The organism is Polyangiaceae bacterium, from assembly GCA_020633235.1.
Lineage (GTDB): Bacteria > Myxococcota_A > Polyangia > Polyangiales > Polyangiaceae > JACKEA01.
The window spans coordinates 231675-246733 of record JACKEA010000008.1 but is presented as its reverse complement, the minus strand read 5'-3'; the positions used below and the strand labels follow the sequence as shown (position 1 = coordinate 246733).

Annotated in this window: 10 protein-coding genes; 1 reads left to right on the top strand and 9 read right to left on the bottom strand. The window is 67.0% G+C overall.

All coding sequences use genetic code 11. The annotated features are described in order from the left end of the window. Positions 1-22: 22 nt before the first annotated feature. From H6717_37145 to H6717_37115, 7 genes are all read right to left on the bottom strand, one after another. Positions 23-748, bottom strand: a complete 726-nt coding sequence (locus tag H6717_37145) for a hypothetical protein (GenBank protein ID MCB9582725.1) — start codon at positions 746-748, stop codon at positions 23-25. A 35-nt stretch (positions 749-783) separates the two neighbouring features. Further along, positions 784-2913 (bottom strand): hypothetical protein, encoded by a 2130-nt coding sequence (locus H6717_37140; GenBank protein MCB9582724.1) that lies wholly within the window; start codon positions 2911-2913, stop codon positions 784-786. A gap of 91 nt (positions 2914-3004) precedes the next feature. After that, positions 3005-5791: a VWA domain-containing protein gene (locus H6717_37135; protein ID MCB9582723.1), complete on the bottom strand. Its 2787-nt coding sequence runs from the start codon at positions 5789-5791 to the stop codon at positions 3005-3007. After that, positions 5788-7677, bottom strand: a complete 1890-nt coding sequence (locus H6717_37130; protein MCB9582722.1) for a VWA domain-containing protein — start codon at positions 7675-7677, stop codon at positions 5788-5790. The genes H6717_37135 and H6717_37130 overlap by 4 nt, the downstream gene beginning before the upstream one ends. Continuing rightward, positions 7674-8624, bottom strand: a complete 951-nt coding sequence (locus H6717_37125) for a DUF58 domain-containing protein (protein MCB9582721.1) — start codon at positions 8622-8624, stop codon at positions 7674-7676. The genes H6717_37130 and H6717_37125 overlap by 4 nt, the downstream gene beginning before the upstream one ends. Before the next feature lie 35 nt (positions 8625-8659). Beyond that, positions 8660-9661: a MoxR family ATPase gene (locus H6717_37120; GenBank protein MCB9582720.1), complete on the bottom strand. Its 1002-nt coding sequence runs from the start codon at positions 9659-9661 to the stop codon at positions 8660-8662. A gap of 22 nt (positions 9662-9683) precedes the next feature. Continuing rightward, a complete protein-coding gene (locus H6717_37115) occupies positions 9684-11618 on the bottom strand; it encodes a hypothetical protein (protein ID MCB9582719.1) in 1935 nt (644 codons plus the stop codon). A gap of 351 nt (positions 11619-11969) precedes the next feature. On the opposite strand from H6717_37115, the gene H6717_37110 reads away from it, so the two are divergent. Continuing rightward, on the top strand, positions 11970-12803 hold the full coding sequence (locus tag H6717_37110) for a response regulator (protein MCB9582718.1): 834 nt from the start codon (positions 11970-11972) through the stop codon (positions 12801-12803). A 51-nt stretch (positions 12804-12854) separates the two neighbouring features. Here the strand turns inward: H6717_37110 and H6717_37105 are convergent, their stop codons facing one another. Then, a complete protein-coding gene (locus H6717_37105; protein ID MCB9582717.1) occupies positions 12855-14003 on the bottom strand; it encodes an MBL fold metallo-hydrolase in 1149 nt (382 codons plus the stop codon). Further along, complete coding sequence (locus tag H6717_37100) at positions 14000-15004, bottom strand: hypothetical protein (protein ID MCB9582716.1); 1005 nt, start codon at positions 15002-15004, stop codon at positions 14000-14002. Before H6717_37100 ends, H6717_37105 begins: the two co-directional genes overlap by 4 nt. Positions 15005-15059: the final 55 nt, after the last annotated feature.

Below are 15059 nucleotides of genomic sequence, written 5' to 3'. Positions count from 1 at the left end.
CGCCAGCGCCGATCGGATCCGCTCAGCGTTCGCCCCGAAGACCGAGGACCTGGCGCAAGACCGCGAAGTCGTCCTGCGTCGTCCTCTGGCAGCTCGCCTGATCTTCGGCCGGGACCGGGCCCTTCTCGAGAGAGAACCCGGTGGAAGCCTGCGACATGAGCGAGGCCTGGTTGGCATTGTGGGACAAGCCGAAGGTGTGGCCGGCCTCGTGAGCGATGGTGCGCGCGAGGTAGCTCCGAGCTTGGGCGGGCGACCAGTCCGCGGGCATGCAACCAGCCGCTACGAAGCCGACGTCGCCCAGGCTGTCGCCCTGGCAATCGCGAACCGCCAAGCCCGCGAGCGGACACGCATCGGCGAACTGGATCTCGCCGAAGGTGTTGCCCACGACCACCATGGTGAACTCGCCCTGCTGCGGTCGCTGACTGACGACATCCAGGGCGAAGGGCGCGTAGATGCCCCGCACCGAACGCACGACCTGCTCGATCACCAGTGCGCGCGTCGGAGCGTCGCCATCCATGAAGCGCGCGAGCTCGGCGCGCTGGGCCTGGTACGGACCAGGACCGTCTCCCAGGGTGGTGACGCTCAGGGCTGCGTCGTTGTGGGCGCCGTACTCGAGCAGCGCGCCCTCGAAGTTCAGGTAGAGAACGGCGCCATCGTGTGTCGCTTCGTCACTTTGCGTCACCCCACCGCACGCCGAAAGGCCCCCACAGATCAGGAACGCAAGCGCAACGCGACCGAGCTCGTGCATGGCTGGTCGGTCTGTTGCGCGCACCGCTGGAGCATTCAGGACCCTGCGGGCGGCGGCACGCTCGCGAGGCGCGGGGCGATGCCGATGGCGCGGCGCGCCTTGGCGCAGGCTTCGGAGATGGAAAACGGGATCAGATCACGGACGCGGTCCGCGGCGGAAAGGCCGCCCACCACGCGGCCGTCGATGGCCAGCATGCGCGCGGCGGCGGTGATGTCCCCGCAGGCCACGAGCCCCGCGCGGCACGACGCCAGCTCCACGGAGCGCATCCACGGCTTCAGATCCAGGCGGCCGTCGCGGGCTTGGAGCTCCTTGACGGCGCTCGTGAGCTCCTCGGCCTGAGCGGCGTTGAGGCGCTTTCGGAGCGCGGCGCCGAGCTGCATCGCTTCCGGCGGCAACGTCGTGGGCAGCACCTGCCCCACGGCGGCGACCAGCAGCGCGCGAAGCTCGGCCACCGTCGGGTAGAACGTGAGCAGCCGTCCGCTCAAGTGCTGGCTCGCGAGCTCGCGACCGATCACGAAGGCCAGCTCCGGCACCGAGCGGCCGCTGAGCATGGCCTTGCCCAGCACCATCGTGGGCTCCGGCGTGGGCGGGCACACCACGCCGCCCGGGATGCTCTCGTTCCGCGCGTAGATCTTGGGCACGCCGAGACCGAGGATGGCCGCAGCCCAGGCGGCGGTGCGCACCGCCGTGATGGTCGTCTTCTCGGGATCGTGACGCGTGCTCTCGTCCAGCCGAGGCGCCGCTGCGCGAAGCTCGATGGCCGCCGGCGCGATGGCGTGGACGATGTGGGAGACGACCTCGTCGTGCTCCGCGATGGCGAGCTCGCTCCAGGTAGATGCGTCGAGGGCCGATTGCGGCCGCACGGTCGTCTCCGGAGCGTAACGGCGATACACGACTTGCTCGTCCACGTCCGCCTCACCCAGGTGCACGAGCACGGCGCAGGCGCAGTAGTCGCGGTCGGAGTCCCCGAGGCTCGCACAGATGCGATGCAGCCCGCGAAACGTCTCCGGCCGCGTTGGGGCCCACACCGCCGCGTTCTCCAGACAGCGGGCGGCGAGCTGCAGCTCTCCCATTTGCTCGAGCAGCGCGGCGAGCCGTGTACGTGCTTCCACGTTCTTGGGGTTGGTTTGCACCAGACGGTCCAGGGCCAACACCGCGCCGTGCGTATCGCCCAACCGATCCGCCCGAAGCTCCGCCAACTTGTACAAGAGGCTCTCTTCCGCGGTCTCGTCCCCCTTCAGGCGTTCCAGCTGTCGCTCGTAGGCGCTGGCGAGACCCGAGAAATCCTCGTTCTTCTGCAGCACCGCCTCGATCGCATCGAATGCTCCGGGGGTCGCCGGCTCGTCCGCTATGGCGGCTTCGTACAGCGCCACGGAGCGCGGCACGTCCCCGGTGCGGCGCGCGCACATGCCCGCCGCAGCGGTGAAGGAGCGCGCGCGGTCGCGGGGGTTTTCTATGGTCTCGGTCAGGGCCACCTTCGCGTTCACGGCCTCCCGCCAGCGCCCAGCGGCCTCCAGACTCGCCTGCAGCCGCTCGAGGAGACGCGGGTCCTTGGGTCGGAGCACGAGCGCTTGCTCGAGGGCCTCGATGGTGGCGGACAGGGATTCGTCGGCGATGGACGACAGCTGCTCCGCGCGTTCCGTTTCGCTCTCCACCCGCGCCAAGAGCCGACGCCGGAGCGCGGCCGCCGTCGCGAGATCTCCCGCTTCGTGCGCCAGGTCGATGCGCCGCCGGAGCGCTGCTTCGTGGTCGGCCACCATCGACAGCGCGCGATCGAGGAGCGCCGCCGACGGCTTGCCGCGCGCATGCTCCACTTCCGCCAAGTGCACGAGCACCTCCGCGTGCCGGGGCCCGTGGTCCCAGGCAAGCAGCGACTCCGCCAGCGCGAAGGCGCGCTCGGCGCGGTCCAGCTCGCCCGCCGCCAGCGCCTGTGCACCTTCGGTGAGCGCTTCTTCGATGGCGGGATCCTCGACGGCCTCGAGCCTATCGGCCCGCGCTGCGAGCTCGTCGAAGCTCGCGTCCATCCGCGCAAGCACGACGTGCTCCGCCGGCAGCACCCGACCGAGGGCGTCCGAAAGCGCCCGCGCGAGGGGATCGATGCTCGGGAGCATCACCACGGACCGGGCCTCCCCCGGCGGGGAATCGAGTACGACTACGATGCGCATGAGGTTTTGTCTCGAGTAGTAACACGTGACGCCTGGCGACTCAGACGGCCGGCAAGCAGACGCACCCCACACCCCGACGGCGAACACCGGCTCAGGCGGCGCGGCGTCGCTTCTTGGGCAGGAACTTGCGATCGAAGATGCGAATGCGGCGCACCAACAGATCCAGCAAAAACACGATGATGGCCGCCAGGATGAAGCGGTTCCAGAGCTGCTCGTAGTAGACGATCTTCTCGTCCCCGGGGTTCCACACGTCCTTCACGGCGGGGTCCACGGTGCCGCCGCCCGCCGCCGCCGCCCGCTCCAACCGTTCGGTGTCCGGGCCGAAGCTCGCGTACTCCCGGGGATAGGGATTGGACACGTGGCCGTAGCTCACGCCCACGTTCTTCAGGTCCCCGTTCTTTCCGGGTTTGTTGTGGTCGGCGCGAAGAAGGAACGAGCCGTAGGCATCCAGCTCGAAGTTTGCTTCGTAGCGGCCCGGTGCGGTCTGGCGCATGGGAAACTCGCGACGATCCCCTCCGGGCTCCGGCCCCGTCACGTACAGCTTGGACTCGATGTCATTGTCGAAGCGCTCGTCCACCGTGAAGGCGTCCACCACCGCGTGCACCTTGCCGCCCACGACCTCGGTCTTCATGTCGAGCTCGCGGTGGCGCTTGTGGCGCATGTGCTCGCGCACCAGCTGCCCCCAGAACTTGGAGAAGCCGCTCCAACGCAGCCAATCCACGGCCCACAGGTTCTTCACGTCACTGGTCCACGCCAGCGTTTGTCCGAGGCCCACCCGCCAGCGCGCCAAGATGGGCTCACCGCGATCGCTCGCCAAGATCAGCTGCGCCGGCGGCCCCTTCATCTGCGTGGCCACGTAGCCATGGAGCAGCGGGGCGGACTGGATGGAAATGCCCTTCAAGAAGTCCGCGTGGGTCGCCACTTGCACCGGGAACCACTCTTCTACCGCCGCCTGCCGCGCGATGAGCTCGGTCTCCCGCGTGAAGATCTTGGGCAAGCTGTTCGGGTCCGGCACGGCGTGATAGCGGCCGCCGCCGGTGTCCGCGATCATGCGCAACAGATCCGCATCCGCTCCCTCGCCGAGGCCCACGGTGGTGACGGTAATGTTCTCCGCGATCATCGCTTGCACCAGATCCTTGATGCCCTGGGTCGGAGCGCGGCCATCCGTGAGCAGGATCACGTGCTTCTTGCGAGCCTGCACCACGCTGATGTCCTGATACGCCATGTCCAGGCCCGGGAAGATCTCCGTGCCGCCGCCGGGCTGGATGCGCAGGATCTCGTTCTGGATGCGGCTCCGGTAGCGCGCCGGCTGCATCTTCACGTAGCGCACGGGCGACGAGTCGAAGGCGATGACCTCCAGCAGGTCGTCGCCCTGGAGCGTGCTGACGGTGGCCTTGCACGCGGCCTTGGCCATCTCGATGGGTAGGCCGGTCATCGATCCTGAGCGATCGATGACCAGCACCATGGCCACGCTGGGCATGTCCTTGCGGCGCTGGGCGTCCATGCGAACCGGCAGGATGCGCTCGATGGTGGTGTGCGCCCAACCCCCCAGGCCGTACCCGCTCTCGCCGCCGGCGAACAAGAAGCCGCCGCCGAGGTCTCGCACGTACTTCTCGATCAGGTCTTGCGCCGCCAGCGAGAGCTTTTCCTTGGGAACGTCGGAGACGACCACGAAGTCGTAGCGCTCGAGCTCCTTGATGCTCCCGGGGAACGCCGCGGGCGCGCGCACGTCGACGTCGAACTGCTGCGCGGAAAGCGCGCTCGTCAGGTAGCTGGCGCGCGCCGGCTGCCCTTCCACGTACAAGATGGTCGGCCTTCCGGGCACGTCCACCGTGACGGAATAGGCGTTGTTCTCGGCGAACTTGTCGTGCTTCATCTGGTCGAGCTTGAGCGAGTACGTCACCTCGCCGCCGACCCGCACCACGCTCTTGAAGGTGATCTCGTTGTTGCCCGGCTTGAGATCCAGATCGCGAACGCCATCCAGGCCGTTCAGCGTCTCGCCCTGATACAGCCGCGCGCGCGCCTTCGTGGTGCGGCTGGAGTAGATGTCCGCCACTACGTCGAAGGGCTCGCCGATGTCCACCTTTTCCGGAATGCGTAGCCCACGCAGCGCCACCTCGCCCGGGGGCGGCCGGCGGTAGGGCATGGTGTACAGGCGCACGCCGAAACCGCGCGCGCGGTTCGCCTCCGCCAACAGATCCCCGCTGGTCTCCACGCCGTCCGTGAACAGGACGGCCCGCTTGAGATAGCCGGGCGGAAACACGCCGTAGGCCAGCTGCAGCGCCGCCTGGATGTCGCTGCCAGCACCGGGCTTCGCGAGGCCGAGCTCCTTCTTCGCGCTCTCGCTGTCGAGCTTGAGCTCGGCCACCGGCGGAACCTCGGGGCTGTCCTCGTCTCCCAGATCGATGAGCCGCGGCCGCTCGGCGAAGGTGATCAGGCGGACCACGTCCTCCTTGCCCCGGGCCTTGATGGCTTCTTCCACCTTCTGGCGAGCTTCTTCGATGGACGCGGTCTCCACGGAGTCGCTCACGTCCAACAGGAAGACGGTGGCCACCTTCTGCGTCTCTGCGGTGCGTGCCAGGCGCGCCAGCCCCAGACCGATGAGCGCCACGAACGTGATGCGCAAGATCACCGACAGCACGCGCTGTTGCCATGGCAGGTCCGCCAGCGAGCGCCCCAGCACGAACAGCAAGAGCGGCGCCGCGAGCACCACGCCGATGGTGCGGGGTTCGAGCAGCTCGTAGGTCTTGTCCCCACGGACCCACTTGAACTCGGACGCCGGCGCCTGCCAGACGAAGCGGTAGTAGGCCCAGCCCATCCCCGCCGCCACGGCGATGATGAACAGGCCCCACAGAATGCGGCGCAGGCGCGGGCTCATACCGTCACCCGCCGATGATAGGTGACCCACTCGATGGCCGACACGATCAGCGCTGCGATGAGCAGATAGAGCCACAGCTCGCGGCGCACCCCCGGATTGAAGCCGGCGGGCGCGGCCATCGCCTTGCCACCGAAGGCCAGGTCCTTCACGGGCTCGATGCGACTCTCGTCGGGGTTGCTCAAGTTGGCGGCGAACATGGTCTTGGTGGCGTCCTGTCCCTGGCCCACCGTGAGCTCGTAGAAGCCCGCTTCGTCACCGAGGTACACCGCGCGCCCTTCCTTCACCGGTACGCTCAGCTTGCGCCCGTCCGGCGTCTCCAGCTTGGCGGTCTCCGCACTGCTGGGGGCTGGGATGTTCCACACGTTCCCGGTGCTGAACGACGACACGTACGACGTGTCTTCCTCCACGAAGTCGTTGATGGTGTTCAGCACGAACAGCGGCCACGCGACGCGCAGCACGAAATCGCTCACGCGAGGGTCGAAGCCGAGCACCACGAACTTTCGTCCCTCGCGCCGTCCCGCCACCAAAATCGGACCGAGGTTGCTGGCGCCGACCACGCGATCGCCCTTGTCCGGCTTGAGCGTGTGGCCCGCGAGCACCTGCACGTCCCCCATGGCGGTCCAGCGGAGCAGTGGGCTCTTCTTGTCCCAGGTGTCGAAGCCGAACATCTCGATCGCGCGACCGAGCTTGACGGGGGAGCCCTTCTCGGGCGGATTCAGATACAGCGTGCCACCGCTGCCGGCGGCGAGAGGCGGAGCGCAGTTGTCGAAGATGGTGACGTCGAAGCTGCCGGCCGGCGGATAGTTCTTGGGCGACACCGTGGTGACCTCCAAGTACTCGTCGAGCAACAGCGTCGCTTCCAGGTAGGTGTTGCCCGGCGTGACGACCAACACGCGAGAGCGGCGGCGCTCCGGCATCAGCGCGTAAGCGTGATCGTCGGCGGGGAGGTCGTCCGGCTCGCCGTTGCCCAGCTTGATGCTCGCTTCCAACGTGCGGCTGGCGCCCGCCAAGTCCTTGTAGAAGCGAGAGAGTCGCTCCTTCGGTCCCAGCGCGAGGCGCGTGACGTCGACCGTCTGGCCATCGCCCACCAACGTGAGCTCGACGTCCGTGGGCTTGTCGTTGGTGTTCTCGACCTCGATCATCACTTCCGAGCGAGACTTGTCGAGGGGGTAGCGGCGCACGGAGAAACCCGTGATGGCCACGTTGTTCGAGCCCTTGCCCACCGGCACGTAGCGCAGATCCACGCGGGAAAGGTCCAGACCCTTGGCGATCTCCTTCGGGTCCCCCACGGCGCCATCGCTCACGATCACGATCTCGGGCTTGGACAGGCCGCTCAGGCTGTCGAGGGCGAAGCTCAGACCGCGCCGCAGATCCGCCCGCGTGTCCGTGGCGTGCATCTGATCTGCAGCGTGCTCGAGATCCGGCACCTCCCCGGTCATGGTGGAGAGCGGCGTGATGGCGGCGTCCATCTGGGCGATGAGCATGCGGTCCGATCCAGATAGGCCCGAGACGAGCTTCCTGACCTCCGCTTTGGCCACGCCCATACGGCTCGGCTTCACGTCCGTCGCCTTCATGGATGCGCTGGCGTCGACCAGCACCACCACGTTGCGCCCTTCCATCAACTTGCCGGCAATGCGTGGATCCCCGAGGGCCAGGATCAACAGCGTGAGCAACGCCAACTGCAGCAGCAGGGAGAGCAGGCGCTTGAGACGCGAAAACCAGGTGGTGGCCTCCTTGTCCCGGAGGATCCGCTCCCAGATGCGCGAGAACGGCACCGCGACCGGGCGCCGCCGGAGCTTCAAGATGTAGAAGATCACCGTCAGGCCACCGGCGGCACCGGCGATCGTCAGCAAGGTGGAGAGCGGCAGCCCGGAGAAGAGCATCAGCGCAAGAACCCTCCACGCCGGAACACCTTGAGCACCTGCTCGTCGAAGGGCGTCTCCACGTCCGCCACGAAGTAGGGCACCTGCCGCGACACGCAGAAGCGCTCGATCTCCGCCTGGTAGTCGTTCCAGGCTCGCTCCATCCGCTCCAGCATCTTCTGCGTCACGGTGATCTCGCGCTCCTCACCGGTCTCGCAGTCGTAGATGCGCACGTCTCCCTTGAGAGTGGGGCGCGCTTCCCGCGGGTCCACCACGTGCAGCACGTAGGGCTCGAACTTATTGTAGCGCAGCACGTTGATGCCGTGCTCGAACCCCGCCGGGTCGTACAAATCGCTGATCAACACCGCCAGGCCGCGGCGTTTGTGCTGCGCCACGAAGGTCTTGAGGCTGTCCCGCAGGTCCGTCACGCCGTCCGGCTCCACGTGGCGGAGGAAATCGAACACCTTGAAGATGCGCCCCTTGCCGCGGGTGGTGGGCATGCGGGCCACGATGGAATCGTTGGCCGCCACGATGGTCACGCGATCGAGGTTGGCGAGCGCAACGTATGCCAGCGCCGCCGCCAGCCTCCGCGCTTGGTCGAACTTCTTGCCGTCTCCGAAGCCCATGCTCGTGGAACAGTCCACGATGAAGTAGATGCTGAGGTCCTCTTCCTCTTCGTAGAGCCGGACCAACAAGCGTCCGAAACGCTGGTACACGTTCCAGTCCACGTAGCGGAAGTCGTCCCCAGGCACGTAGTTGCGGTGGTCCGCGAACTCGATGCCGCTGCCCTTCTTCTTGGTGCGCCGTTCGGCGCGCATGCGCCCGGCGAACACGCGTCGGCTGACGATGGCGAGGGTCTCCAGCTTGCGCTGGAACTCGTCGTCGAACAGATCCGCACGCTGGGGCCGCGCACGCCCGAGGCGGCGAGAAACCGGTGCCGCAGCTCGTTTGAAAACGTCGAGCACGCCCATGGTCTATTCGTGCCCGCCGGTGGCGAGCACGCCTTTCACGCCTTGGCCTCCGCCAGCTCGCCGAGGATCTGCTCGATGACGTCGTCCGAACGCACGCCTTCGGCTTCGCCCTCGAAGTTGAGGAGGATGCGATGGCGCAACGCCGGAGTGGCGGTGGCCTTCACGTCGTCCACGCTGGCGGCGAACCGCCCTTCGAACAGCGCGCGGATCTTGGAGGCGAGCAGCATGGCCTGGGCGCCGCGGGGTGAAGCACCGGTGCTCACGAAGCGGCGCACCTTCTCCGGAGCGTCCACGCCATCCGGATGGGTGGCCTGGAGCAAGCGCACGGCGTAATCCTGGACGTGGCGCGCGACGGGCACGGTGCGCACCAGCTTCTGCATCTCGAGGATGTCGTCCTGGCTGATGACCGGTTCCACCTGCACGGTGTGGTCGGTGGTGGTGCGATCGATGATGTCGTGCAGCTCCTCGCGCGACGGGAACGGCACCTGCAGCTTGAAGAAGAAGCGGTCCAGCTGCGCTTCCGGGAGCGGATAGGTACCCTCCATCTCCAGCGGGTTCTGCGTGGCCAGCACGAAGTAGGGTTCGTCTATGGTGTAGGTGGTGCGGCCCACCGTGACGCGGTGCTCCTGCATCGCTTCCAGGAGGGCGCTCTGGGTCTTGGGCGTGGCGCGGTTGATCTCGTCCGCCAACACGATGTTGGCGAACACCGGCCCCTTGCGAAACTCGAAGGCCTGACCGCCCACCGCGGTTTCGTCAATCACCGTGGTACCGATGATGTCCGCCGGCATTAGGTCCGGAGTGAACTGGATGCGCGAGAAATTCAGTCCCACGGACTCCGCGAGGGTGCGCACCAGCATCGTCTTGCCGAGGCCCGGCACGCCTTCCAAGAGGGCGTGGGAGCCGGCCAGCATGCAGGTGAGCACGCCGTCGACGACCTCTCGATTGCCCACGATCACTCGCGCGATCTCTTCGCGCAGCGCGCCGATCTTCTTCTGAAACTTCTCTACCTCGGCGCGAGCTTCGTCTGATTCAGCCATTTGTCCTCGGGTTTCGCATCACTCACTCGCGCGGGCGGATGAGCTGAAAGTAGCGTTGCACGTAGAAGCGGTATCCCGGAGGGATCTGGTCTTCGTTCATCACGCGCTCCGCCTGAGTCTTGTAGTCCGTGTACACGTTCTTGTACTGCCGGCCCACGAAGCCGCGCTCCGCCGCACCGTAGATCACCTGGCTGGAAGCCGAGCCCTCGCCGGTGTCCGCCGCCGCAGCCGTCACGTCCTTGGTCTTGCCGGCGAGCCCCTTGGCCTCCTCGCCCTTCAGGTTCGGGTCGTGGCCGGTGCCCCAGCTCTCGCCGCCTTGCCCCGCGCCGGAACCCGGGTCCTTGCCCCCCTGCCCCGAGCCGGATTGACCCGCACCCTGCCCGGGCATCTCTCCAGCCCCCTGGCCCGCGCCCATGCCCGGAATCGGAATCGTCTTGCCGCCGCTGCCCGGACCCATCACCAAGCTGCCGCCGCCCTGGCCACCGGGCTTCATGCCCTTGCCCTGCTCGCCCTTGCCCTGCTGGCCGCCCTTGCCTTCGCCCTGCTGCCCGCGCGCCCGCCGACCGAACTTGAGCAGCCGCTGCATGCGCTGCTTGCCGCCCTTGCCCTGTTGCCGGATCAGCTCCCGCATCTCCTGAAGACGACGGCGGAGCTCTTCCTTCTCTTGCTCCGTCATCTCTTCCTGAGCCATGCGGTTGATGTCCTGCGCCGCGGCTTCCAGATCTTCCGCGGACGCGCCGAGCTCCCTCAGCAGATCTTCCGCGGCCTTCGCCAGCTCACGGTCCAATCGCGATAGCTGCCGCTGCGCGCGCTTGGCTTGGTCCTTCTCCCGGTCCAGCCGCTCGAGCTGGCGCTCCTTCTTCTTGAGAAGGCTCTTGTCCTTCTCGGACATGCCGCCGTCCCGGTTCTTCTTCTTGAGCAGGCTCTGGCGCTCTTGCTCCAGCTTCTTGCGCTGCTCCTCGATGTTCTTCAACCGCTCGCTGTTCTTGGTGCTGGCCTTCTTCAGCGCCTCGCGCAGCTTGTCGAGCTGCGCCTTGGTGGGCTTGTTCTTCTTGTTCTTCAGCGCCTCGGCCAGCTCTCGCATGGCCTTTTCCGCATCTTCCAGGTTCTTTTGTTTGAGCGGCGCGGCAATCGGCTTGGAGAGGTCGCTCTTCTCCAGCTCTTTGGCCAGGTTCTGAAGGCCCTCTTCCATCGCCTTGCGATCCGCTTCGGCGCCCTTCATCAGGTCCCGATCCAGCTCTTCGAGACGCTTGAACACCTCGGTGCGATCCAGGCGGCGGTCGGCGATGTCCTCCACCAACTGATTGAACTTGCGCACGGCGGCTTGGACTTCCGGGTCCTGGCTCTTCTGTTCCATCTCCTTGGCCATGTCCTGGAACAGCTCGACGTCGTCCGCCGTCATGATCATCGGTTGGAAGACCTTGTCCGGCGGGATCTCCTTGATGGTGCGCACCTCCAAGAGAGCGATGCCCAACAGGCCCAGCACCAGGAAGCCGACGATGGGCAGCTCTCGAGGGAAGGCGATGGGAGCGGCCTTCCGCGGCGAGAGCTCACGGCTCGCCGTCACCGCGTCGCCGATGGCCGCTTCCATCAGCGGCGTGCGTTCCTTCTCTGGCAGCTCACGGAACGACAGGGCGCTGGTCAGTCGATCGCTCAGGCCGTGGTGGCGGTCGAGCGCCATGGCCCCGAGATGCTTCGGTCGCGATCGGAACCACACCCACAGCCCGCCGAGGACCACCACCGCCAGCGGCGCGATGCCGACCAACAGCAGGGCCTGCTCGGTCTCGATGCTCGGACGCCACACCTTCACGTAGGTGAGGGCCGCCACGGCATAGACCAGCGGCAGGGGCAGCAGCAGGACGACCCGGCTCAGGGTCTCGCTGATGCGAAGGCGGAGCGCCGCCCAGCGTGCGGCGCGGGCGATGCGTCGGAGGGAGGCTTGTCGCTCTGTGCTCACGGTGTCACTCACTCGACGTTTGTAACGTTCGAAAGTTCCGATGGCTTTCGCCGAAGCGAGCCATCAGCAGATGGTAGCGCGGAGTGGGCCAGCGCGCGGGCTGCATCGCTGTCCCGCAAAACCACGTAACTTCGTCAAGTTAGCGCATTTTCTGGCAGATGCCTCGGCGGACCGGACCAGACCTCGGGGCCATGCGGAAAGTGGGGTCCGTCGGAATGGACTCGGGGCCGGCCGCCGCCCTTGGGCCGCGAGGCGCCAAGTCCGCGAACCCTTGAGCCAAAGTGGCTTGACCGGGCGGACGCGGGTGGTCTCAGATGGGCCCCACAACAGCCGAAAGGGGCTTTGGGATCGATGTCCAAGACCGCCAAGACCGTCGTACTCGTCGCGGACGACGAGCCCAGCACTCGCGCTCTGGTTGCGGGTCACCTGCGCTCCAAGGGTTACAAGGTTCTCGAAGCCGGCGACGGCGACGAAGCCTGGGAGATGGCCCACGAGCACTTGCCCCACGCCGTCGTTCTGGACGTGATGATGCCGGGTATGAGCGGCTGGGAAGTGTGTCGCAAGATCCGCGAGGCCGTCTCGCTGAACCACACCGGCGTCGTGATGCTCACCGGCATCGGCGAAAACCTGAACGAGATGACGTCGCCGCTGTACGGTGCCGACGCCTACGTCGACAAGCCCTTCGAGTTCTCGGTGCTCGATCAGAAGGTCACCGAAACGCTCGCCAAGCGCCGAAAGCCCGACAGCGCTCCACCCGCAGCCGCCACGACAGCGCCCGTCGCCAAGTCGACTCCCGCGCCCGCGAAGAAGTCGGTGGCCCCCAAGAAGGCTGCGCCGAAGAAGGCTGCGCCGAAGAAGGCTGCGCCGAAGAAGGCTGCGCCGAAGAAGGCTGCGCCGAAGAAGGCTGCTCCCAAGAAGGCCGCGCCGAAGAAGGCCGCGCCGAAGAAGGCTGCTCCAAAGAAAGCCGCTCCGAAGAAGAAGCCCGCCAGCAAGAAGGCCGTGAAGAAGAAGGTGAAAGCGGCCGCCAAGAAGGTGAAGAAGGCGGCCCGCCGCGCGCTGAAGAAGGTCGCCAAGAAGCCGGCGGCCAAGGTCGTGAAGAAGGCGGCACGCGCCGTGAAGAAGGGCGCTCGCGCGGTGGCCAAGAAGGCCAATCAGCGCCGCGCTCGGCGCCCCAAGAAAGCTTGATTGCGCGGGCCCGCTGGGCGGAGCTCGAAAAGAAGTGAGCCCCCGGGCGCGCTACGCGCCGTACAGCGGCAGCGGTCCCGGATCGCGCGCGAAGCGTTCGTCCATGTAGCTTGCCGGAGGCAGCTCCCGCAGTGTGAACGTGATCTGACGCGTGGTCTTGTGCTCGGCGAGGTCGAGGTAGCCTTCGTCCGCCAGGGTGCACAGCATCCCGAACACGTGGCTGGGCGTGGAAATGGGGTGCGCTCCCGCGCTCGGGATGAAGCGATTCAGATCGCACGCGCGAAAGGGGCTCGCTCGTCGCTCCGTGTCGCCGAAGAAGTCTTCGAGCAACGCCCGGTAGACGCCTCGGAAGTAGCCCTTGGCGAACGTCACCCACTCGAGGGGGCGCGTCACCGCGAAGCGACCGTGGGGCGGCAACACCGCGCGCACCTCGTACGTCGAGAAGAATCGCTCGAGCACCGAGATGGTCCGGAGGTAGCGCTCGAAGGCCATGGAGTATGCCTGGCCCGCCACGGTGAAGATCGGGATCACGTAAGCCCAGGTCTCGGGCTTTTCCACGCGGCCGGTGCAGATGATGGTGTCCCCCGGGATCGCGACGCCCAGCTCGGTGTCGAAGTAGAGCACGCAATCCTGGGAGTGACCGGGGGTGAACAGCGCGAGGAAGCCCTGAGGTAGATCGCCGTCGTCCACGAAGCGAAGGGCGCTCTTCGGGGTCTGCGCGAAGAACCCGGAGAAGCGCTTGCGCAGCGCACCGTCGATCATGTCCTGATCGGACAGCGAGTTGTACTCGATGAGCCCCCAGTGGGCGCGCGTGCGAAAGATCTCGTAGGTCTCGTTCAGGAACGCAGCGTCCGGATGGGTCAAGAAGCGATAGCCGGCGGAGTGCAGATGAATGGGCGCGCGCGCTCCCTCGCGGCGGCCGCGCCCGGCGACGATTCCCGAGCTTCCGGCGTGGTCGCCGTGGCAGTGGGTGACCATCAACGCATCGAGGGCCCCGACGCCGTGCCGATCCAGCGCTGCGTCGATCTCCGCCACGATGTCGTCCCGCGCGGCGCTGGCTTCGAACAAGATCGTGCGCCCACCGTGGCGACGCAGCACCAGGTTGATGGTCTTGGGGCTGGGGTAGCCGCTCTGGACCGGGAGTATGGAGAGCGCGTCCGTGAGGCCGAGCTCCGAAAGCGCATCCGGAAATGGGATCACTGTCCCTCGATGCTAGCGCTGACGGGCGGTCCCTTGTGGAGCATCACGCCGTGCACCAGGGGCGACGACAGCAAATCACCCCCTACCGCCCAAACGCCGCCCTTGGGATCGATCCAGGTGGCGTGGAAGTCGCCGTACACCTGGATCCCGGTGTCCTCCGGCTGCCAGGTTCCGTCCACGCGTCGGAGCACGCTGCCGCCGTTGCCCACGGCGTAGCCATCCTCGCCGGCGAGCCGCACGCCGATGGACGCCTTCACCAAGCCCGAGGGGCTCACGTCCTGCCATCCACTGCCGTGATCCTCGAGCACCACCGCATTGGAGAGTCCGCCCACGGCGACCCAGTACCCTTCGGGCTCCGCGTACAACGTGAGCAAGCGCGTGGTGGTGGGCGACGCAGCCTCGCTGAAGCTCGTGCCGTCCCACTCGAGGATCGCGCCATCCATGCCCACGATACGCACGTCGTCCGCGGAGCGCCCCCACACCTTGAAGTAGCTCGCCACCTTCGGCTTGGGCAATCCCGAAGCTACGCTCCAGGTGCTGCCGTCCCAGCGCCACACGAAGGCCTTGCCCGGCTCGGCAGGCACGCCGCCCACTGCCCACAGATCGTCCGGCGAGGTCCCCCAGATCCCGAACACCGTCGCGTCGCTCGGTGTCGTCATCTTCTCGAAGCTGCCTCCCTGCCAACGCAGGATGGTGCCTTGCGATCCGCCGAAGAACACCGGCCCCCCGGCGAAAGGATGCACCCACCACAAATCGACGTTCATCCCGGTGTCGAGCGCTCGCCATTGGGCGCCATCGAAGTGCAGCACCGTGGCCCCCGTCCCCGGGTCCCCGCCCACGGTCCACACGTCCTTTTCGCTGGTGCCCGAGACCGAGATCAGCGCGCCGGGCAGCTGGTCGAACACGCGTCGCCAACGCACGCTGTCGTCCACCGACGCCGCGTCCTCACTGCCGCATCCAGCGATGACGAGCAGGGCGAGGGCGAGCCAGGTCGAACGCATGCCGACGGATCTGCCTCAGGGGCAGTGTGCCGTCCAGAGCCCCCGCTATTTTCCT